The sequence below is a fragment of the Streptomyces sp. NTD91 genome (genome assembly GCF_059510455.1).
Genome location: NZ_JCAJZW010000075.1, coordinates 1 through 19,273 on the forward strand (window position 1 = coordinate 1; position 19,273 = coordinate 19,273).

17 protein-coding genes and 2 pseudogenes are annotated in these 19,273 nt (G+C 70.8%); 9 read left to right on the forward strand and 10 right to left on the reverse strand.

The window, feature by feature from the left end; translation table 11 throughout:
• Positions 1-537: pseudogene (locus tag AC5WRT_RS37310) on the reverse strand (oligopeptide/dipeptide ABC transporter ATP-binding protein); the annotation flags it as partial.
• Between the two features lie 76 nt (positions 538-613).
• On the opposite strand from AC5WRT_RS37310, the gene recO reads away from it, so the two are divergent.
• The 3 genes from recO to AC5WRT_RS37325 are packed head-to-tail and all read left to right on the forward strand — an operon-like array spanning position 614 to position 3,667.
• Positions 614-1,360 (forward strand): DNA repair protein RecO, encoded by a 747-nt coding sequence (gene recO, locus AC5WRT_RS37315; RefSeq protein ID WP_496098642.1) that lies wholly within the window; start codon positions 614-616, stop codon positions 1,358-1,360.
• A 44-nt stretch (positions 1,361-1,404) separates the two neighbouring features.
• The gene (locus AC5WRT_RS37320; protein ID WP_496098641.1) at positions 1,405-2,253 is read left to right on the forward strand and encodes an isoprenyl transferase; all 849 of its coding nucleotides are present in this window, start codon (positions 1,405-1,407) and stop codon (positions 2,251-2,253) included.
• A gap of 40 nt (positions 2,254-2,293) precedes the next feature.
• The gene (locus AC5WRT_RS37325; protein WP_496101041.1) at positions 2,294-3,667 is read left to right on the forward strand and encodes a histidine-type phosphatase; all 1,374 of its coding nucleotides are present in this window, start codon (positions 2,294-2,296) and stop codon (positions 3,665-3,667) included.
• A gap of 41 nt (positions 3,668-3,708) precedes the next feature.
• Here AC5WRT_RS37325 and AC5WRT_RS37330 read toward each other — a convergent pair whose 3' ends face one another.
• From AC5WRT_RS37330 to AC5WRT_RS37345, 4 genes and pseudogenes are all read right to left on the reverse strand, one after another.
• On the reverse strand, positions 3,709-4,119 hold the full coding sequence (locus tag AC5WRT_RS37330; RefSeq protein WP_361244284.1) for a Fur family transcriptional regulator: 411 nt from the start codon (positions 4,117-4,119) through the stop codon (positions 3,709-3,711).
• Positions 4,120-4,183: 64 nt separating this feature from the next.
• Complete coding sequence (locus AC5WRT_RS37335; protein ID WP_496098639.1) at positions 4,184-5,086, reverse strand: metal ABC transporter permease; 903 nt, start codon at positions 5,084-5,086, stop codon at positions 4,184-4,186.
• A pseudogene (locus AC5WRT_RS37340) lies at positions 5,074-5,888 on the reverse strand (metal ABC transporter ATP-binding protein). The gene AC5WRT_RS37335 and the pseudogene AC5WRT_RS37340 overlap by 13 nt, the downstream one beginning before the upstream one ends.
• Positions 5,889-5,899: 11 nt before the next feature.
• A complete protein-coding gene (locus tag AC5WRT_RS37345) occupies positions 5,900-6,856 on the reverse strand; it encodes a metal ABC transporter substrate-binding protein (RefSeq protein ID WP_496098638.1) in 957 nt (318 codons plus the stop codon).
• Positions 6,857-7,038: 182 nt separating this feature from the next.
• Here AC5WRT_RS37345 and AC5WRT_RS37350 point away from each other — a divergent pair, with 182 nt between their 5' ends.
• The 3 genes from AC5WRT_RS37350 (at position 7,039) to AC5WRT_RS37360 (ending at position 10,226) form a co-directional block, all read left to right on the forward strand.
• Positions 7,039-8,421, forward strand: coding sequence for a glycine--tRNA ligase (locus AC5WRT_RS37350; protein ID WP_496098637.1), 1,383 nt, complete (start codon positions 7,039-7,041; stop codon positions 8,419-8,421).
• A 171-nt stretch (positions 8,422-8,592) separates the two neighbouring features.
• Complete coding sequence (locus tag AC5WRT_RS37355) at positions 8,593-9,603, forward strand: aldo/keto reductase (protein WP_496098636.1); 1,011 nt, start codon at positions 8,593-8,595, stop codon at positions 9,601-9,603.
• 26 nt (positions 9,604-9,629) lie between these two features.
• Entirely contained in the window at positions 9,630-10,226 is a 597-nt protein-coding gene (locus AC5WRT_RS37360) for a TetR/AcrR family transcriptional regulator (RefSeq protein ID WP_496098635.1), read from the forward strand.
• A 17-nt stretch (positions 10,227-10,243) separates the two neighbouring features.
• On the opposite strand, the gene AC5WRT_RS37365 is transcribed toward AC5WRT_RS37360, so the two are convergent.
• From AC5WRT_RS37365 to AC5WRT_RS37375, 3 genes are all read right to left on the reverse strand, one after another.
• Positions 10,244-10,681, reverse strand: coding sequence for a hypothetical protein (locus AC5WRT_RS37365; protein WP_496098634.1), 438 nt, complete (start codon positions 10,679-10,681; stop codon positions 10,244-10,246).
• A 136-nt stretch (positions 10,682-10,817) separates the two neighbouring features.
• A complete protein-coding gene (locus AC5WRT_RS37370) occupies positions 10,818-11,042 on the reverse strand; it encodes a hypothetical protein (protein WP_496098633.1) in 225 nt (74 codons plus the stop codon).
• A 133-nt stretch (positions 11,043-11,175) separates the two neighbouring features.
• Positions 11,176-12,603, reverse strand: a complete 1,428-nt coding sequence (locus AC5WRT_RS37375; RefSeq protein ID WP_496098632.1) for an MFS transporter — start codon at positions 12,601-12,603, stop codon at positions 11,176-11,178.
• A 101-nt stretch (positions 12,604-12,704) separates the two neighbouring features.
• On the opposite strand from AC5WRT_RS37375, the gene AC5WRT_RS37380 reads away from it, so the two are divergent.
• Positions 12,705-13,604 (forward strand): helix-turn-helix transcriptional regulator, encoded by a 900-nt coding sequence (locus AC5WRT_RS37380; RefSeq protein WP_496098631.1) that lies wholly within the window; start codon positions 12,705-12,707, stop codon positions 13,602-13,604.
• Between the two features lie 97 nt (positions 13,605-13,701).
• Positions 13,702-13,854 carry a hypothetical protein gene (locus AC5WRT_RS37385; RefSeq protein ID WP_496098630.1) on the forward strand — a complete coding sequence of 51 codons (153 nt, stop codon included), beginning with the start codon at positions 13,702-13,704 and terminating at the stop codon, positions 13,852-13,854.
• A gap of 264 nt (positions 13,855-14,118) precedes the next feature.
• On the opposite strand, the gene AC5WRT_RS37390 is transcribed toward AC5WRT_RS37385, so the two are convergent.
• A complete protein-coding gene (locus AC5WRT_RS37390) occupies positions 14,119-15,561 on the reverse strand; it encodes an MFS transporter (protein WP_496098629.1) in 1,443 nt (480 codons plus the stop codon).
• 252 nt (positions 15,562-15,813) lie between these two features.
• Here AC5WRT_RS37390 and dusB point away from each other — a divergent pair, with 252 nt between their 5' ends.
• Positions 15,814-16,944 (forward strand): tRNA dihydrouridine synthase DusB, encoded by a 1,131-nt coding sequence (dusB, locus tag AC5WRT_RS37395; RefSeq protein WP_496098628.1) that lies wholly within the window; start codon positions 15,814-15,816, stop codon positions 16,942-16,944.
• Positions 16,945-17,064: 120 nt separating this feature from the next.
• Here the strand turns inward: dusB and AC5WRT_RS37400 are convergent, their stop codons facing one another.
• On the reverse strand, positions 17,065-18,852 hold the full coding sequence (locus AC5WRT_RS37400; RefSeq protein WP_496098627.1) for a sulfatase-like hydrolase/transferase: 1,788 nt from the start codon (positions 18,850-18,852) through the stop codon (positions 17,065-17,067).
• Positions 18,853-19,273 lie beyond the last annotated feature (421 nt).

The window sequence follows — 19,273 nt, forward strand, 5'->3', positions numbered from 1 at the left end:
GCTAGGTCGCGGGTCGGTTCCTCCTCCTGGAGAGGATGGTGGCACCGGTAGCGGTGTCCGGACCGTGACGCGGCCGAGGAATCCGGCATCACCTCGGCGCACGCCCCGTCCGCCTTCCAGCACCGGGTGCGGAACGGACGGCCGCTCGGGGGCCGGGTCGCCGAGGGCACCGGACCGGTCGGCGGGATCGGGTCGATCGGGTCCAGCAGGCCGGGCGCGGCCCGAGAACAGGGCCCGGGTGTACGGGTGCCGGGCGGCGCCGGTGACCCGGTCGGCCAAGGACTCCTCCACGATCCGGCCCAGGTACATGGTGATCACCCGGTCGCTCATCCGCCGTACCGTCTGGATGTCGTGCGAGACGAACACCAGGACGAGCCCGAGGCGCTCCATCAGGTCCACCAGGAGATCGAGGATCTGCGCCCGGACCGACACGTCCAGCGCGCTGGTCGGCTCGTCGGCGACGACCGGCGCCGGGTCCGGCGCGAGCGCGCGGGCGACGGCGACACGCTGCCGCCGGCCGCCGGAGAGCTGGGAAGGAGGTCCCCCGTCGGGACATGTTCACCATGTTGCCCGACGTCACCGGTAGGGGACCGCGTGGGTGACAATGGGCTGCATGAGTCTGTTCCGCGACGACGGCATCGTGCTGCGCACCCACAAGCTGGGTGAGGCGGACCGGATCATCACGCTGCTCACGCGCGGTCACGGGCGGGTGCGGGCCGTGGCCCGGGGGGTGCGGCGGACGAAGTCGAAGTTCGGGGCCCGGCTGGAGCCGTTCTCACACGTCGACGTGCAGTTCTTCGCGCGGGGGAGCGAGCTGGTCGGGCGGGGGCTGCCGCTGTGCACGCAGAGCGAGACGATCGCGCCGTACGGCGGTGGGATCGTCACCGACTACGCGCGGTACACCGCCGGGACGGCCATGCTGGAGACCGCCGAGCGGTTCACCGATCACGAGGGGGAGCCGGCGGTGCAGCAGTATCTGCTGCTCGTGGGCGCCCTGCGGACCCTCGCCCGGGGTGAGCACGCGCCCCGTCTCGTCCTCGACGCCTTCCTGCTCCGCTCCCTCGCCGTCAACGGGTACGCCCCGAGCTTCGGCGACTGCGCCAAGTGCGGCATGCCCGGACCGAACCGGTTCTTCTCCGTGGCCTCCGGCGGCTCCGTCTGCGCCGACTGCCGGGTGCCGGGCAGTGTCGTACCGTCGCCGCAGACCCTGGTGCTGCTCGGCGCGCTGCTTACGGGAGACTGGGAGACGGCGGACGCGTGCGAGGCGCGGTACGTCCGCGAGGGCAGCGGGCTGGTGTCCGCCTACCTGCACTGGCATCTGGAGCGCGGGCTGCGTTCGCTCAGATACGTCGAGAAGTAGTCCGCCTCAGGTACGTCGAGAAGCACGAGGGAGACGAGAAGCACATGGTCGTACGCGGGATCCTGGGACGCCAGCGGCGCGATTACAGGGCGCCGGAGCCGCATCCCTCGGGTGCGCGTGCGCCGAAGCTCCCGGGCGAGCTGGTCCCGAACCATGTGGCGATCGTCATGGACGGCAACGGCCGGTGGGCGAAGGAGCGCGGACTGCCGCGCACCGAGGGGCACAAGGTCGGAGCCGAGCGGGTGCTCGACGTCCTCCAGGGCTCCATCGAGCTCGGCGTCCGCAACATCTCCCTCTACGCCTTCTCCACCGAGAACTGGAAGCGGTCGCCCGACGAGGTCCGCTTCCTGATGAACTTCAACCGCGACTTCATCCGCAGGACGCGGGACCAGCTCGACGAGCTGGGGGTCCGGGTGCGCTGGGTGGGCCGTATGCCCAGGCTGTGGAAGTCCGTCGCCAAGGAGCTCCAGGTCGCGCAGGAGCAGACCAAGGGCAACGACCTGCTCACGCTGTACTTCTGCATGAACTACGGCGGGCGGGCCGAGATCGCGGACGCGGCGAAGGCGCTGGCCGAGGACGTCGCGGCGGGTCGGCTGGATCCGGGGAAGGTCAGTGAGAAGACCATCCAGAAGTACCTGTACTACCCGGACATGCCGGACGTGGACCTCTTCCTGCGCCCCAGCGGGGAGCAGCGCACCTCCAACTACCTGCTCTGGCAGAGCGCGTACGCCGAGATGGTCTTCCAGGACGTGCTCTGGCCCGACTTCGACCGGCGTGACCTGTGGCGGGCCTGCGTCGAATTCGCCTCCCGCGACCGGCGGTTCGGCGGTGCCGTTCCCAACGAGGAGCTGCTCGCCATGGAGGCCGCCATGAAGGGCGATTCCACCTCGTAGCCACCGGCGGTTCATCGGGGCCGCCGAGGATGAGGGATTCATGAGACGACTCAGCTCTGTCCTCGCCCTCGGCGCCCTGCTCCTCACCGCGGTGCCCGCGCACGCCGCCCCGGAGGACGGCCCCGCGCGCCGCGAGAGCTACGGGACCAAGGCGCCGTATTCCCCCGCGGTCGAATTCGCTCGCGCGGGGGGACCCCCGTCCGGGCAGAACCCGCGCAGCTACCAGCGGCCCCCGGCCGGCTACACCGCCGTCTTCACCGAGAACGTCTCCCGGCACGGCTCGCGTGCGGCGACGGGCGGCGCGGACGGCGACCTGGTCCTCCCGCTGTGGGACAAGGCTCGTGCGGAGGGTCGACTCACCCGCAGGGGTGAGGAGTTCGGGCCGGTCGTGCGGGCACTGACGGCCGCCATGGAGAAGACCGGGTACGGCGATCTCAGCGGGCGCGGCCGGCAGGAGATGCGGGACACCGCGACGCGCATGGAGCAGCGCCTGCCCACTTTGTTCGCGGACATCGCCGGCCGGGGCGAGAAGATCGACGTGGTCAGCTCCGGGCAGGGGCGGGCCGTGGACAGCGCCGGGGAGTACACGGCCGCGCTGGCCGCCGCAGACCCGGCGCTGAAGCCGCTGATCGGGGCGACCCGGACCGACAGGGACCTGCTGTACTTCCACAAGGCGGCGGGCGGTGCCGCGTACCGCGACTACATCGCGGGCGACCAGCGCCTCAAGGACACCCTGGCGGCCGTCACCGACCAGCCCAGGACGTACGCGGCCGCGCGCAGTGTCCTGCGGCGGCTCTTCACGGCGCCCTTCGTCGACGGGATCACCGACCAGGTCGGCGCCGCGCAGGCCGTCTACAACCTGTACGCCATCGCGCCCGCCATGATCCAGGAGAGCCCCGACCCGGACGGCAGGGGCTGGGACATGGGCCGCTTCATCTCCCGCTCGGACGCGTCCTGGTTCGGCTACCTGTCGGACGCGCAGGACTTCTACGAGAAGGGCCCCGGCTTCGCCGGCAGCGACATCACCTACAGGATGGCGGGCGTCCTGCTGGACGACTTCTTCCAGCAGGTCGAGGCCAAGCGCGCCGGCACCAGCGACCTCGGCGCCGAACTGCGCTTCACCCACGCCGAGGAGATCATCCCGCTGGCCGCGCTGATGGGCCTGCCGGGCAGCACGGAACCGGCGACGCCGGGACAGCCGTACACGTACGCCGACAATCCCTGGCGGGGCGCCTCGGTGTCTCCCCTGGGGGCGAACATCCAGTGGGACGTGTACGAGAAGGACGGCCGCTATCTCGTCCGCATGCTCTACGACGAGCGGGAGACGCCCTTCAAGGCGGGCTGCCGTCCGATCGCCGGGGGCAGCGACTTCTACGACTTCGACGAGCTGGAGCGCTGCTTCGGACGTGGCTGATCACCGCGAAGGGACCGGCGACGGCCCGCTCCCTCTCGCGCTCATCCCTCGGCGCAGTCGGCACACGTGCCGAAGATTTCCACCGTGTGGGCCACGTTGACGTACCCGTGCTCCGCCGCGATCGCCTCGGCCCACTTCTCGACGGCCGGGCCCTCGACCTCCACCGCCTTGCCGCAGGTGCGGCACACCAGATGGTGATGGTGCTCACCGGTCGAGCAGCGGCGGTAGACGGACTCGCCGTCGGAGGTGCGCAGGACGTCGACCTCGCCGGCCTCGGCGAGGGACTGGAGGGTGCGGTAGACCGTGGTCAGGCCGACCGAGTCGCCCTTGTGCTTGAGCATGTCGTGCAGTTCCTGCGCGCTGCGGAACTCCTCGACCTCGTCCAGGGCCGCCGCCACGGCTGCACGCTGACGGGTCGCGCGGCCCTTCACGGGCGGTCCAGCGGTCGTCACCGGTTGCCTCCTCACGTCTCGCTTCTGCCCGGGCGGCCATTGTGCCAGCCCGGGCTGTCAGCGGTCAGACGCCGATCTTGTTCCCGGCCTGTCCCGTGGCCGGGATCGTGCACCCGGTCCCTTCCCCGGCGGGCCGGGCGCCGGCTGCCGCGCGGACGCGGCGGCGGGCCAACGGCGTGGCCAGGGCCGTCAGTGCGACGAACGCGGCGATGGTCAGCAGGACGATCGTCGCGCCGGGCGGGACGTCCTCGTAGTACGAGGCGATCGTGCCGCTGACGGTCACGGCCACGCCGATCGCGACCGCGACCGCGAAGGTCGCCGTGAAGCTGCGGGTGAGCTGCTGGGCCGCCGCCACCGGCACCACCATCAGCGCGGACACCAGCAGCAGGCCGACCACGCGCATCGCGACGGTGACCGTGACCGCCGCCGTGACCGCCGTCAGCAGGTTCAGGGCCCGTACCGGCAGCCCCGTGACCCGGGCGAACTCCTCGTCCTGGCTGACCGCGAACAACTGGCGGCGCAGGCCGAGCGTGACCAGCGCCACGAACCCGGCGAGCAGGCAGATCGACACCACGTCGGACTGCGACACCGTCGACAGCGAGCCGAACAGGTACGTCGTCAGGTTCGCGGTGGAGCCCGTCGGCGCCAGGTTGATGAACATCACGCCGCCGGCCATGCCGCCGTAGAAGAGCATGGCGAGCGCGATGTCGCCGCGGGTCCTGCCGTACCAGCGGATCAGCTCCATCAGGACCGCGCCGAGGACCGAGACCGCCGTCGCCGTCCACACCGGAGAGGTGGAGAGGAGGAAGCCGAGGCCGACGCCCGTCATCGCGACGTGTCCGATGCCGTCGCCCATCAGGGCCTGGCGGCGCTGGACCAGGTAGATGCCGACCGCGGGCGCGGTGATGCCGACCAGGACGGCGGCGAGCAGGGCCCGCTGCATGAAGGCGTAGTTCAGGAAGTCCATCGGCTCAGCAGTCCCGTCCGCGAGAATTCGGCCCCGCCGGTGCGTGCGGGTGTACATGGTCGTGGCCGGTCCGGGGGTCCTCCCGCTCGAGCGAGGCCGGGAGCGGGGGAGTGCCGGCCCCGGCCCGCGGGGGCGGGCCGTCGTGCAGCACGCAGCCGTCGCGCAGGACGACCGCCCGGTCGATCAGGGCCTCCAGGGGGCCCAGTTCGTGCAGGACGAGCAGGACCGTCGTACCGGCCTCGACCTGCTGCCGCAGCGTGCGGGCGAGCACCTCCTGGCTGGCCAGGTCGACACCCGCCATCGGCTCGTCCATGATCAGTAGTTCGGGCTCGGCGACGAGGGCGCGGGCGATCAGCACGCGCTGGTGCTGGCCGCCGGACAGGGCGTTCACCGAGTCCCTGGCACGGTCGGCCATCCCGACCCGTTCCAGGGCCCGGTGTACGGCCTCCCGGTCGGTCTTGCGGAAGACGCCGAAGCGGCTGCGGGAGAGCCGGCCGGACGAGACGATCTCGGTGACCGTCGCGGGCACGCCCCCCGCCGCCGTCGTGCGCTGCGGCACGTATCCCACGCGCGCCCAGTGCCGGAAGGCGCGGCGGGGGGTGCCGAACAGCTCGACCGTGCCGGCGCTCGCCGGGACCTGGCCGATGATCGTGCGGATCGCCGTGGACTTGCCGGAGCCGTTGGCGCCGAGCAGCGCGACGACCTCGCCGCGGCCGACGGTGAGGTCGATGCCGCGCAGCACGGGCCGCGCGCCGAGTTCGGCGGTGACACCGCGCAGGGATATGACGGGCTCGCCGGTCATCTCGTGTCCCCTCACTTCGCGCCGAGCGCCTGCCGGAGGGCCCTGAGGTTGGCCTCCTGGACGGAGAAGTAGTCCTTGCCGCGGGACTTGGCGGTGATGCCCTCGATCGGGTCGAGCACGTCGGTCCTCAGTCCGGCGTCGCTCGCGATGGTCTTGGCGGTCTTGTCGCTGACGAGCGTCTCGTAGAAGACGGTGGAGACGCCGTCGGCCCTGGCCATCGTCTCCAGGTCCTTCACCCGGGCGGCGCTGGGCTCGGACTCGGGGTCGAGGCCGCCCACGGCCTCCTCGGTCAGGCCGTAGCGCTCGGCGAGGTAGCCGAAGGCGGCGTGGGTGGTGACGAAGACCTTGGTCCTCGTGTGCGCCAGGCCGTTCTCGAACCGGATGTCGAGGTCGTGGAGCTGCTTGACCAGGGCAGCGGTGTTCTTCTCGTAGTCGGCGGCGTGCTCGGGGTCGGCCTTCTCGAAGGCCTTGCCGACGCCCTCGGCGACCTGCGCGTAGCGCACCGGGTCGAGCCAGATGTGCGGGTCCTCGCCGGCCGACTCCTCGTTCGTGCGGGTGTCGTGCGCGGCGGCGTGGCCGCCGACCTCGTCGCCGTGCTGCTCCAGCGTGGTGAAGGAGGCCGCGTCGATCCTGGTCTTGACCGGGGACTGGGCCACCGCGTCGTCGACGGAGGGCTGGAGGTTCTTCAGGTACAGGACCGCGTCGGAGTCCTGGAGCATCGCGATCTGTCGTGGGCTCATCTCCAGGTCGTGCGGTTCCTGGCCGGGGGAGGTCAGACTGGTGACGTGGACGTGGTCCCCGCCGATCCGCTCGGCGAGGAAGGCCATCGGGTAGAACGACGCCACGACGTCGAACGTGCCGGTGTTCGCCGCCTCCGCCCTGTCTCCCGAGCAGGCGGTGAGGGTGCCGAGGCCGAGGGCGGTCACGGCGGTGACCGCAACGGCGGGTATGAGGCGTCGTCCGTTCATGACAGTCATTTTCAACAAACATGGAAACCGTTGTCAACAAGAACCGGTGAGAGGCCGGTGAGGGTCGGGGGAGGCCCTCACGGAGGGGCCGATTTGGTCCGGGGGGAGCCTGCGCCGGTAACCTGAATCATTCGCTGGAAGCATCTCGCTTCAACGCCCGTCGTCGTAATGAAGAGAGCACCGTGGCCGCCGACAAGATCGACACCATCGTCAGCCTGAGCAAGCGCCGTGGCTTCGTTTTCCCGTGCAGTGAGATCTACGGCGGACAGCGCGCCGCCTGGGACTACGGACCGCTGGGTGTCGAGCTCAAGGAGAACATCAAGCGCCAGTGGTGGCGCTACATGGTGACGTCGCGCGAGGACGTCGTCGGTATCGACTCGTCCGTCATCCTGGCCTCCGAGGTCTGGGTCGCCTCCGGTCACGTCGCCACCTTCACGGACCCGCTGACCGAGTGCACCGCGTGTCACAAGCGGTTCCGCGCCGACCACCTGGAAGAGGCCTACGAGGAGAAGAAGGGCCACGCCCCGGCGAACGGCCTCGCCGACATCAACTGCCCGAACTGCGGCAACAAGGGCCAGTTCACGGAGCCCAAGCAGTTCTCCGGTCTGCTGTCGACGCACCTCGGCCCGACCCAGGACAGCGGCTCCGTCGCCTACCTGCGCCCGGAGACCGCCCAGGGCATCTTCACCAACTTCGCCCAGGTGCAGACCACCTCGCGCCGCAAGCCGCCGTTCGGCATCGCCCAGATGGGCAAGTCGTTCCGCAACGAGATCACGCCGGGCAACTTCATCTTCCGCACCCGCGAGTTCGAGCAGATGGAGATGGAGTTCTTCGTCAAGCCGGGCGAGGACGAGAAGTGGCACGAGTACTGGATGGAGCAGCGCTGGAACTGGTACACGGGCCTCGGCCTGCGCACCGAGAACATGCGCTGGTACGAGCACCCGAAGGAGAAGCTCTCCCACTACTCCAAGCGCACCGCCGACATCGAGTACCGCTTCCAGTTCGGCGGCTCGGAGTGGGGCGAGCTGGAGGGTGTCGCGAACCGTACGGACTACGACCTCTCGGCCCACTCCAAGGCCTCCGGCCAGGACCTGTCGTACTTCGACCAGGAGGCCGGCGAGCGCTGGACGCCGTACGTCATCGAGCCCGCGGCGGGTGTCGGCCGCACCATGCTCGCGTTCCTTCTGGACGCCTACGTCGAGGACGAGGCGCCCAACGCCAAGGGCAAGATGGAGAAGCGGACCGTGCTGCGCCTCGACCACCGGCTGGCCCCGGTGAAGGTCGCCGTCCTGCCGCTGTCCCGCAACCCCGAGCTGTCCCCGAAGGCCAAGGGCCTCGCCCAGGCGCTGCGCCAGAACTGGAACATCGAGTTCGACGACGCCGGCGCCATCGGCCGCCGCTACCGCCGTCAGGACGAGATCGGTACGCCGTACTGCGTGACCGTGGACTTCGACACGCTCGACGACAACGCGGTGACCGTACGTGAGCGTGACTCGATGAAGCAGGAACGCGTGTCGCTTGACCAGATCGAGGGCTACCTCGCCGGTCGCCTGCTGGGCTGCTGACGGCCGTAACGGTCGAATCCCCGAGGGCTCCGCCCCCGGACGCCTCCGCCCACCCGCCACCCGACCCGGTCGGCTGGTGGGTGGGCGTTTTCGTTCGGGCAAGGTGAGGCCGCTGACGAAATTGGACTGACAGATATTGAAATCTGTCAGTCGTCATGGCACAGTGACGGCATGACGATGCGAACCCGAACCCTGGGAACCACCGGCCCCCGGGTCTCCGCCCTCGGCCTCGGCTGCATGGGCATGTCGGCGCTCTACGGCGACGCGGACCGCGCGGAGTCCGTCGCGACCGTCCACGCCGCCCTGGAGGCGGGGGTGACCCTGCTGGACACCGGCGACTTCTACGCCATGGGTCACAACGAGATGCTGATCGGCGAGGCCCTGCGCACCGCCCCGGTCGCCCTGCGCGAACAGGCCCTGACCAGCGTGAAGTTCGGCGCCCTGCGCGACCCGGAGGGCAACTGGAACGGCTACGACGGCCGCCCGGCCGCCGTGAAGAACTTCGCCGCCTACTCCCTGCAGCGCCTGGGCGTCGACCACATCGACGTCTACCGGATCGCCCGCCTCGACCCGGACGTGCCGATCGAGGAGACCGTCGGCGCGATCGCCGAGCTGATCGAGAAGGGGTACGTCCGGCACGTCGGCCTGAGCGAGGTCGGTGCCGACACCATCCGCAGGGCCGCCGCCACCGCCCCCGTCGCCGACCTGCAGATCGAGTACTCGCTGATCAGCCGGACCATCGAGCAGGAGATCCTGCCGACCACCCGCGAGCTGGGCATCGGCATCACGGCGTACGGCGTGCTCTCCCGGGGCCTGATCTCCGGCCACTTCTCCCGCGACCGGCAACTGGCCGCGAACGACTTCCGCGCCCACTCGCCCCGCTTCCAGGGCGAGAACCTCCAGCACAACCTGAACCTGGTCGAGGCCCTGCGGAAGATCGCCGAGCAGAAGGGCGTGAGCGTCGCGCAGATCGCCATCGCCTGGGTGCTCTCGCGCGGCGAGGACATCGTCCCGCTGGTCGGCGCCCGCACCCGCGAGCGACTCGGCGAGTCCCTCGGCGCGCTGGACGTCACCCTGGACGCGGCCGACCTCGCGGCGATCGAGGAGGCCGTGCCGGCGGACGCGGCGGCCGGCGCCCGCTACCCGAGTGGGCAGATGGCGCACCTCGACAGCGAGCGCTGACCGTGGCGCCAGGTACGGTCTAAGGCATGGCACCGCCCGCAGAGACCCTGACCGCCGAGCGCATCCTCGAGGCGACCGAGGAGGTGCTGCGCCGCCACGGCCCGGCCAAGGCCACCGTCGTCGACGTGGCCCGCGCGCTCGGTGTGAGCCATGGCAGTGTCTACCGGCACTTCCGCACCAAGGCGGCGCTGCGCGAGGCGGTCACCAAGCGCTGGCTGGACCGGACGGCGGAGAAACTCGCCGTCATCGCCGCCGGGGACGGCACCGCGGAGGAGAAACTGCGGGCCTGGCTCACGGCGCTGTTCGAGGCCAAGCGGCACAAGGCGGGCGACGATCCCGAACTGTTCGCCACCTACACGGTGCTGACCGACGAGAACGGCGCGGTGGTCGGCGAGCACATCGCCGACCTGACCGGGCAGCTGACCCGGATCATCGCGGAAGGGGCCGGGTCGGGCACCTTTCCGGTGCCCGACCCGGCCGGCGCGGCCAGAGCCGTCTTCCAGGCCACCGGCCGCTTCCATGACCCCTGTTACGCCCGGGAGTGGACCGCACCCGGCGTCGACGAGGAGTTCACGGCCGTCGTGGACCTGCTGCTACGGGGTCTGACGACGCCCGCGCGGTGAACCTGCTGTGCGGGGGCTCAGCTCACCTTCACGGTGACCGTGGGCGAGAAGACCTTCCCGGCTCTGGTGGCGCTCGCGACCCGCAGCTTCTGCGAGCCGGTCCTGGTGAGCTTGGCAGTGATCGCGTACGAACTGCCCGTCTTCACCTTGCCGGTGGCCCTCAGCGGTACCCACTTGCCGTTCATCTCCTGCTGGACCACCAGCGGGGAGCCGACCTTCAGGCCCTTGGTGCGCCCGGTCAGCAGGACGGTGTGTCCGGACTTCACCGAGGTCGGCCTGGCGGTGACGGTGATCGACGCCATCCCGGTGGTCGGGCTGGCCATCGTTTTCGTGGGCATCGGACTGGGGGTGGGACTCGCGGCGAATGCTCCGGCCGTTCCGCCGGAGAGCAGCGCCACGGACAGTGCACCCACGCCGAGCGCGCGGCCGTAGCTGTGGCGGAGTACCGAGGTCATGTTGTGTCTCCTGTCGCTCGTGGAAGGGACGTCTCAAGGCTGGCCCCGGTTCGCCACGACGGCCACTCGAGTCGTCACGGAGCGTGACTGATCTCGGTACTTGTGCAGGTCAGGTGGATTGTCCAGACCCGTTTTCCTACCGTGACGGCTGCCGTGCCGCGGCCGGGTCGACCGTCGCCTGATGGGCCTCGGCCAGATGTTCCTCCGCCTTCAGCCACGGCAGGAACTGGGCCCCTCTGCGCCAGCCGCACGTGTCGCATCTGATCGTGCGCTGCACCCCCGTGCGCTGGACCCGGACCACGTGCTCCCGGCCGTGCTGGTCCCAACGGCTCACCTTGCTCGTGCTGTTGCCCTGCGCCATGGCGCCTCCCGCTCTCTCGCGTCCGCGAACACCCGGCCGGGACAGGAGTGTGCAGCAATGCGAACATCAACAGGGGCAGCTTCGCGCGGAGTTGTCCAATCCGTGGCCGGAGCCGGCCGGCTCCGGCCACGGCTCAGCCGATCTCACGCGGCAGCCGCAGGCTGAGCAGCCCGGTCAGCACGACCCCGGCCAACTGCACCAGCAGCGTGGTGACCAGCGCGTCCCGCATGCCCGTCCGCGGCACCAGGGTGAGGAACAGCGTGCCCAGAGTGGCCACGCCGAGCGCGAGCGCCGACTGCTGGGTGGTGACCATCACACCGCTGCCGACCCCGGCCCGCGCGGACGGCACCTCGGACATCACGATCCGGAAGACATTGGGCAGTTGGAGCGCCTGCCCGGCACCGGCCACGGCGGCGCCCGGCAGCAGCGAGCCGAAGTCCAGGTGTGGCCAGTCCCGCCACGCAGCCAGCGTGATCAGCAGCACACCCAGGCCCTGGACCACCGAACCGGCGGTGACGGTCCGGGTGCCGTAACGGCCGATCAGCCGCGGCCCGGCGAGGGAGACGAACAGGAACACCACGGCCATCGGCGCGAGCGCCAGCCCGGCCGGCACCGGACCGAGCCCCGCGCCCTGCTGCAGCGCCAGCGCGATGACGAACATGAACCCGCTGAAGCCGATGGAGAACGGCAGCATCAGCGCCAGACCGCGCCGCAGCGAGGCCAGCGCCAGCAGACTCGGCGGCACCAGCGGGGTCCGCCCCGCCCGGTCGGCCCGCCGCTCCACGGCCCAGAACGCCCCCGCGGCGAACGGGAACGCGGCCAGCGACAGCCAGGTCCACAACGGCCAGCCCGCGGCCCGGCCCTCGGTGAGCGGGGCGAGCAGCGTCAGCAGGGACACCGCGAGCAGGACCGTGCCGGGCCCGTCGACGGGCTCGGGATGCTGCGAGCGGGTCTCCGGCACGGCCCGCACGGCGAGGACCAGACCCACCGCAACCACGGGCACGTTGACGAGGAACACCGACCGCCAGCCGGTGCCCGCGACATCGGCGGCGACGAGCACCCCGCCGAGTATCTGCCCGGCGACCATGGACAGTCCGGCGGTCGCGCCGTACAGGCTCATCGCCTTCGCGCGGCGCGTGCCGCGGGTGGTGGACTGGATGGTGGCGAGCACCTGCGGCAGCATCGCGGCGGCCGAGGCGCCCTGGGCGACCCGCGCCGCGACCAGGCTCCAGGCGCCCGGCGCCAGTCCGCAGGCCAGCGAGGTCAGGCCGAAGGCAGCCATCCCGCCGAGGAACAGCCGACGGCGCCCGAACAGGTCCCCGAGCCGCCCGCCGAGCACCAGCAGCACGGCGTACGCGAGTCCGTACCCGGCCACGACCAGCTCCAGCACGGCCTCACCCGCGCCGAGATCGGCGCCGATGGTCGGCAGGGCGACGTTGACGATGAAGAAATCGACCAGCGGCAGCGCTGCCGCCAGCAGTACGGTGAACAGCCCGAGCCCGCCGAGTGCGGGCGGCGCGGCCGTCGCACGGACGGCCCGGGTGGTGACGGTTTCACTCATGCCCCCGAGCCTGTGCCGCCGCCCAGAGGGGTACCAGAGTCTTCTCATCCTGGTACAAGAAGTACCTGGAAACAGGATGACGGCCGGGGCACCCTGGAACCATGACGACCACGGCCACGGACCGGACGAGCGCCCCGCGGCAGACGAGCCGGGACTCTCGGATCCGGCGGCACGAGCTGGCCGCGTTCCTGCGCAGCCGCCGTGAGCGCATCGCCCCCGAGCAGGTGGGTCTGCCGCGCGGCGCCCGCCGCCGCACCCCCGGACTGCGCCGGGAGGAGGTCGCCCAGCTCTCCGCGGTCGGCGTCACCTGGTACACCTGGCTCGAGCAGGCCCGCGACATCCAGGTCTCCGTGCAGGTGCTGGACGCGCTCGCCCGCACCCTGATGCTGGACGCCAGCGAACGCGCCCACCTGTTCCAGCTCGCCGGCGCCAGCGACCCGACACCGGCGACGAGCTGCCCGAGCGTGACGCCGGCGCTGCGGCTGCTGCTGCGCGGGCTGGAGCCGATTCCGGCCGTCATCCAGAACAGCCGGTACGACATCGTCGCCTACAACCGCACCTATGCCCTGCTCCTGGGCGACCTGGACGCGATCCCGCCCGAGGATCACAACTGCATGCTCCTCGTGTACACGAACAAGGAGTGGCAGGCCTCCGTCGTCCACCTGGAGGAGACCCAGCGCCTGATGGCCGCCCGGCTGCGCGCGTCCATGGCCGGTCATCTCGGCGAGCCGGCCTGGAAGATGCTCCTGAAGCGGCTGGCGGCGGAGTCCCCCAACTTCCGCGAGCACTGGGGGCGTTACGAGGTCGTCGGCGCCCGAACCAAGACCAAGGAGTTCCTCAACGCGCACGTGGGCCACCTCAAGCTGGAGCACACCGACCTGTGGCTCGGTCCGGAACAGGGCGCCCGCATGGTGACGTACACCCCGGCCGACGAGGAGACGCGCGAGCGCCTGGAGCGGCTGTACGACCTCGCACTCGCCGGCGCCACCGCCACGGCCTGAGCAGGCCTCAAGGGCGTCGGCCCGCAAGGGATTCCGTCGCGCCGGCCGGGAAGAACACCGTTGTCCGGCCGACAGGGCACGGTGATGGACAGCCGGGGTGGAAGGCACTCCGGAGTTCCCCGCCCCGCTGCGGCTGACCGACGAGGGGTCGACCGCCTTCCGTGCCGCGGTCGCCTCCGCTCCCAGCCTCGGCGCGCAGGTGCCGACCTGGTCCTGGTCTTCCACGGCCGGCTGCCGCTCGACCCTCTGAGGCTCGACGGGGACCGACGTCTCTTCGAACTGCTCCAGGCCTGGGAGCCGGAGGAGCAGGACCTGACGCGGTGACCGGCCGGGGGCCGGTGGGCTGGGGGGTTTGTTGGGATCGGCCCGGGTCCGCGGCGTCCGGCACGGCACCTCGCCGTGTTGTCGGACCACCCGAGTACGTCCGGTACGCGGGTGGTCCTCGGCCGTGCGACGCACCGCACCGGACGCCGCGGCCTGTCCGACCTGATCCGAACGCCCCCCCGCAGCCGCGTCAGGACGCTCCCACCGGCTGGCGGATCTCCGCCGACTCGAGCTTCTCGGCCGTGCGCTCCGCCGTGCGGTGGGCCCAGGGGCCGCTGCTGAGCAGGCCGAGGAGGAGGACGGCCAGGCCGCAGGCGGTCAGGATCCACCAGCCGGGGCGGGCCGCCGAGACGAAGGTGTCGCGGAAGGCGGAGGCGTGGATGCCGGAGGCCAGCACCGCGCCGATCACTGCGACGCCGAGCGTCTGGCCCAGCTGCCGGCTCGTGGAGGCGACCGCGGCGGCGACCCCCGCCTGGGCGCGCGGCATGCCGGAGACGGCCGTGTTGGTGATCGGTGCGTTCACGAAGCCGAAGCCGATGCCGAAGAGGACGTAGCCGACGAGCAGGGTGGCGTTCGACGTCTCCGCCTCGAAGGCCGCGAAGAGGGCGCCGCTGGCCGTCATCGCCGTACCGGCGATCAGCAGGGGCAGACGGGGGCCTCGGCTGCCGACCAGGCGGCCGGACAGGGGTGCGCACAGGAAGGTCGGCGCGGCCATCGGCAGCATCCACAGGCCCGCGTGCAGGGCGTCCAGGCCGCGGACGTTCTGCAGATAGAGCGTGGACAGGAAGAGGAAGCCGCCCAGCGCCGCGAACGCGCTGATCGCTATCACCGTGGCGCCGCTGAACGGGGCCGAGTGGAAGAAGCGCAGGTCGATGAGGGGTTCCTCGCGGCGCGGCTCGTACCAGAGCAGGCCGAGCAGGGCCACGAAGGCGATCGCCGCGAAGGGGGCCACCGCCGACGGGCCGGAGTCCGGCGCCTCGATGATCGCGTACGTCAGCGATCCGAACAGGGCGATGACCAGGACCTGGCCGACGGGGTCGGGTCGGCGGGCCTCGGGTGCACGCGACTCGGGGACGAAGCGCAGGGTGAGCAGGAGCGCCGCAAGGCCGACCGGGAGGTTGACCCAGAAGATCGAACGCCAGCTCACCGACTGGACCAGCAGGCCGCCGACCAGCGGTCCCGCCGCCATGGAGATGCCGACGACCGCGCCCCACACGCCGATCGCACGGGCCCGCTCCCGGGCGTCGGTGAAGGTGTTGGTGATGATCGACATGGCGACCGGGTTGAGCATCGAGCCGCCGATCGCCTGCACCATGCGGAAGATCACCAGGAGGGACAGGTTCGGCGCGAGCGAGCACAGCAGCGAGCCGATGGAGAAGACCACCAGGCCGGACATGAAGACCCGCTTGCGGCCGATCCGGTCGGCCGTCGACCCCGCGAGCATCAGCAGCGAGGCGAGCACCAGGGTGTAGGCGTCGATCGTCCACTGCAGACCTGAGGTGCTTGCGTGCAGATCGCGCTGCAGGGACGGCAGTGCCACGTTCAGCACGGTGTTGTCCAGGCTCACGATCAGCAGGCTCATGCAGCAGATCGCGAGCACGAGCAGACGGCGGCGATGGCTCAACTCGGGCATGGCGTCAATCGTACGCTGAACTCAATAGTGTGTCTAACTAATAGTGTGCCTAATTGATGTGGTCTACACGATCATCCCCGGGATCATGGCGGGGGCCGTGGCTGCGGGCTTTCCCAGTACCCGGGACGGCCGGGGGTCAAGCACCCGGCTGTGCCGGGCCCGCGGGAGCGACCGGCCGGGCTGCCGGCGCGGTGAGGGACAATGGGTGCTCGCCCCCGTGTCCCGTTCCGTAGATCGTCCCGGAGCCCTGTGATGACCCAGCCCCTGACCGTCGGCCCGCACGCCGTGACGCCGCCCGTCGTGCTCGCACCCATGGCGGGCATCACCAACGCGCCCTTCCGCACCCTGTGCAGGGAGTTCAGTGGCGGCAAGGGACTGTTCGTCAGCGAGATGATCACCACTCGGGCGCTGGTCGAGCGCAACGAGAAGACCATGCAGCTGATCAAGTTCGACGCGAGCGAGAAGCCCCGCTCGATCCAGCTGTACGGCGTCGACCCGGCGACCGTCGGCAAGGCCGTCCGTATGATCGCCGAGGAGGACCTGGCCGACCACATCGACCTGAACTTCGGCTGCCCGGTCCCCAAGGTGACCCGGAAGGGCGGCGGCTCGGCCCTGCCGTACAAGCGGAACCTGCTGCGCGCCATCCTCCGGGAGGCCGTCAGCGGTGCCGGTGACCTGCCGGTGACCATGAAGATGCGCAAGGGCATCGACGACGATCACATCACCTACCTGGACGCCGGCCGCATCGCCGTCGAGGAGGGCGTCACGGCGATCGCCCTGCACGGCCGTACGGCCGCCCAGCACTACGGTGGTACCGCCGACTGGGACGCCATCGCCCGGCTCAAGGAGCACGTGCCGGAGATCCCCGTGCTCGGCAACGGCGACATCTGGTCGGCCGAGGACGCGCTGCGGATGGTGCGCGGGACCGGCTGCGACGGCGTGGTCGTGGGCCGCGGCTGCTTGGGACGACCGTGGCTCTTCGCCGACCTGGTGGCGGCGTTCGAGGGGCGGACGTCCTTCGCGCGGCCGACCCTGCGCGAGGTGGCGGACGTCATGGTCCGGCACGCGACCCTGCTCGGGGAGTGGAGCGCCGACGAGTCCAAGGGGGTGGTCGACTTCCGCAAGCACGTCGCCTGGTACCTGAAGGGCTTCGCGGTCGGCTCCGAGATGCGCAAGCGGCTGGCGATCACGTCGTCGCTGTCCGAGCTGCGGGCCGGTCTCGACGAGCTGGACCTCGACCAGCCGTGGCCGGCCGGCGCGGATGGCCCGCGCGGCCGTACGTCCGGCAACAACCGGGTGGTGCTGCCGGACGGCTGGCTGAAGGACCCGTACGACTGCGCGGGCGTCGGCGAGGACGCGGAACTCGACACGTCGGGCGGCTGACCGTCCCCGGACCTCATCCCCGGATCCCACCCGCCACCCCACTCGGTCGGCGGGTGGGCGTCGACGGGCCGGGCGGCTGACGAGGCGACCCGGTTCGACGCGGGCGGCCGAGAAGGGCCGTCAGTTCCTCTTCGGGTGCGGAGTGGACCCGTACGCCGTCAGGAAGCGGTCGCGGAACGCGCTCATCTTCCACACCGGGGCGTTGTGGGCCGGGCGCAGGCCGTCGGTCCAGTTCCAGCTCGTGATCCTGTCGAGGAGCTTCGGGTCCTTGGCGACGATCGAGATCGGGACGTCACGGCTGGCGTGGTTGCCGCTGGCGTGGGCGTTCGGCTGGTGGTCGCCGAGGAAGACCAGCACGGTGTTCTCGTTGCCGTAGCGCTCCAGCCACTCGGTCAGCGCCGTCACCGAGTACTGGACGGACTTGCCGTACTCCTCCTTGGAGTGCGTGTCGTCGGTGAGGGTGTAGGAGGCCGGGTGGCCCGCCTTCTCGATGCCCTTGAAGATCGAGCCGTCGCCCAGCTGGTTCCAGGGGACCATCTTCGGGATCGGTGCCCAGGGCTGGTGGCTGGAGGTCAGGATGAGGAAGGACATCCGTGACTTGCCGTCGGCCGGCTTCTTGCTGTGCACGCGGTCCTGGAACTGCTGGAGGGTGTACTGGTCCGGCATGGTGGACCAGCTGAACTTCGGTCCCTTGTAGCCGAGTTCGAAGGCGTTGTAGACCTTGTCCAGGCCGTACCACTTCTGCTCCGGCCACGCCTTCTGCACGCCCGGCATGACGCCGACCGTGTCGAACGCGCCCGTCTTCTTGAACGCCTCGGTCAGGCTGAGGTGGTCGCTGGCCATCACGGTCCGGTAGCGCTGCTGGTTGCTGATCCACAGGCCCGACATGGTGGTGGAGTGGCCGAGCCAGCTGCTGCCGCCGTAGGTCGCCGAGGTCAGCCAGCCGCTCTTGGCGTGGAAGCCCGCCTTGGCCAGGGCCTTGGTGCGCGCGTCGAGGGTCGCGTCGACGCCCGGCGCCATGATCGGGTCCTCGATCGCGCTGCGGCCGTAGCTCTCGATGAACGTGAAGATCATGTCCTTGCCGCGCAGAGCCGGGACCAGCTGGCTGCCCGGGGTGTTCCCGAAGGCGTCGACCCTGGCGACCTTCTGGAACTCCGCCTCGTCCTTGAGCGTGGCCGACACCAGATGGGCCTGCGCCTTCAACGCGGTGGCGGTGCTGTCGGCGGCGAGCGGTACGCCGGACATCTCCAGGCCGACGGAGGAGCAGGTGATCCAGACGACCCCGGCGACCAACGTGCCGCGGGTCGCGACACCGGTGTGCCGGGCGAGCAGATTGCTCAGCCGGACCATGGACAGCGCCAGCAGCAGGAAGAGGAGCAGCACCGCGGCGATCAGCCCGGCCACGGCGGCCAGCGTCTCGGTGCGGCCGAGCGAGTCCTCCAGGTACGACTCCGCGTCGCCGAACAGGCTCCAGTCGAGCACGACGTTGAAGCCGCGGCCGAGGTACTGCTTGAACCCCATGTCGAGCGCGTTCAGCACGGTCATCACGCCCAGCGCGATTCCGGACACGGCCGCCAGCACCACCCGCGGCCGGCGCGGCAGCGCGATCATCACGGCCGCGCCGATCACGGCCTCCGCCGGAATCCGCACGAACTGCTTGGGCTCCAGTCGGACCACGGTGTTCGGCATCACCAGTGCGGCGATCACCAGGGCGGCGGCCAGCACGGTGACGGAGACGGACAGCCCCTGAGCCACCGCGGGGTGCTCCGCGCGCCAGCGCCGGACGCGGGCCTTCAAGGCGGTCCAGGGGCGCGAGAAGGGGCGGCGGCCCGGGCCGGGTATCGGTGCGTCGGGCTGCTCCGTCTCGCCCTCTTCGGCTTCTGCTGCGGCTGATTCGCGCGTGCTCATGTCCTGGGACAACCCCGTGTCCTTCCCTACGAGACCCGATCTGCAGTCCCGTACGGCGACTTCCGGCTGCTTGTTCAGAGCACTGAGCAAACACCGGGCAAATACAGCGCGCTCGCAGGCCGGCCTCCGATCAGCCGACTGTCACCAAACTCATGACCGCGTACACCTGTTGGGTTTCGTTCGGGTCAGTCCGGGCCCGCGACGCCCGGCACGGCACCCGGACACGGCGTCGGACCACCCGGGTACGCCCCGTACGCGGGTGATCCTCCGCCGTGCGACGCACCGAACCGGACGCCGCGGCCTGTCCCACCTGATCCGAACGAACCCCCTACGGCGTGTTTCGAAAGTGGCGTCGTCCGCCCGGAGGGCGAGGTGCCGTGCCAGGCGTCGCGGACCAGACGGGACTTTCGAAACACGCCCT

Excerpts from the sequence above, each read along its gene's own strand:
- recO (WP_496098642.1), top strand. The coding sequence starts at position 614 with ATGAGTCTGTTCCGCGACGACGGCATCGTGCTGCGCACCCACAAGCTG.
- AC5WRT_RS37320 (WP_496098641.1), top strand. The coding sequence starts at position 1,405 with ATGGTCGTACGCGGGATCCTGGGACGCCAGCGGCGCGATTACAGGGCG.
- AC5WRT_RS37325 (WP_496101041.1), top strand. The coding sequence starts at position 2,294 with ATGAGACGACTCAGCTCTGTCCTCGCCCTCGGCGCCCTGCTCCTCACC.
- AC5WRT_RS37335 (WP_496098639.1), bottom strand. The coding sequence starts at position 5,086 with ATGGACTTCCTGAACTACGCCTTCATGCAGCGGGCCCTGCTCGCCGCC.
- AC5WRT_RS37345 (WP_496098638.1), bottom strand. The coding sequence starts at position 6,856 with ATGAACGGACGACGCCTCATACCCGCCGTTGCGGTCACCGCCGTGACC.
- AC5WRT_RS37355 (WP_496098636.1), top strand. The coding sequence starts at position 8,593 with ATGACGATGCGAACCCGAACCCTGGGAACCACCGGCCCCCGGGTCTCC.
- AC5WRT_RS37360 (WP_496098635.1), top strand. The coding sequence starts at position 9,630 with ATGGCACCGCCCGCAGAGACCCTGACCGCCGAGCGCATCCTCGAGGCG.
- AC5WRT_RS37365 (WP_496098634.1), bottom strand. The coding sequence starts at position 10,681 with ATGACCTCGGTACTCCGCCACAGCTACGGCCGCGCGCTCGGCGTGGGT.
- AC5WRT_RS37370 (WP_496098633.1), bottom strand. The coding sequence starts at position 11,042 with ATGGCGCAGGGCAACAGCACGAGCAAGGTGAGCCGTTGGGACCAGCAC.
- AC5WRT_RS37375 (WP_496098632.1), bottom strand. The coding sequence starts at position 12,603 with ATGAGTGAAACCGTCACCACCCGGGCCGTCCGTGCGACGGCCGCGCCG.
- AC5WRT_RS37380 (WP_496098631.1), top strand. The coding sequence starts at position 12,705 with ATGACGACCACGGCCACGGACCGGACGAGCGCCCCGCGGCAGACGAGC.
- AC5WRT_RS37390 (WP_496098629.1), bottom strand. The coding sequence starts at position 15,561 with ATGCCCGAGTTGAGCCATCGCCGCCGTCTGCTCGTGCTCGCGATCTGC.
- dusB (WP_496098628.1), top strand. The coding sequence starts at position 15,814 with ATGACCCAGCCCCTGACCGTCGGCCCGCACGCCGTGACGCCGCCCGTC.
- AC5WRT_RS37400 (WP_496098627.1), bottom strand. The coding sequence starts at position 18,852 with ATGAGCACGCGCGAATCAGCCGCAGCAGAAGCCGAAGAGGGCGAGACG.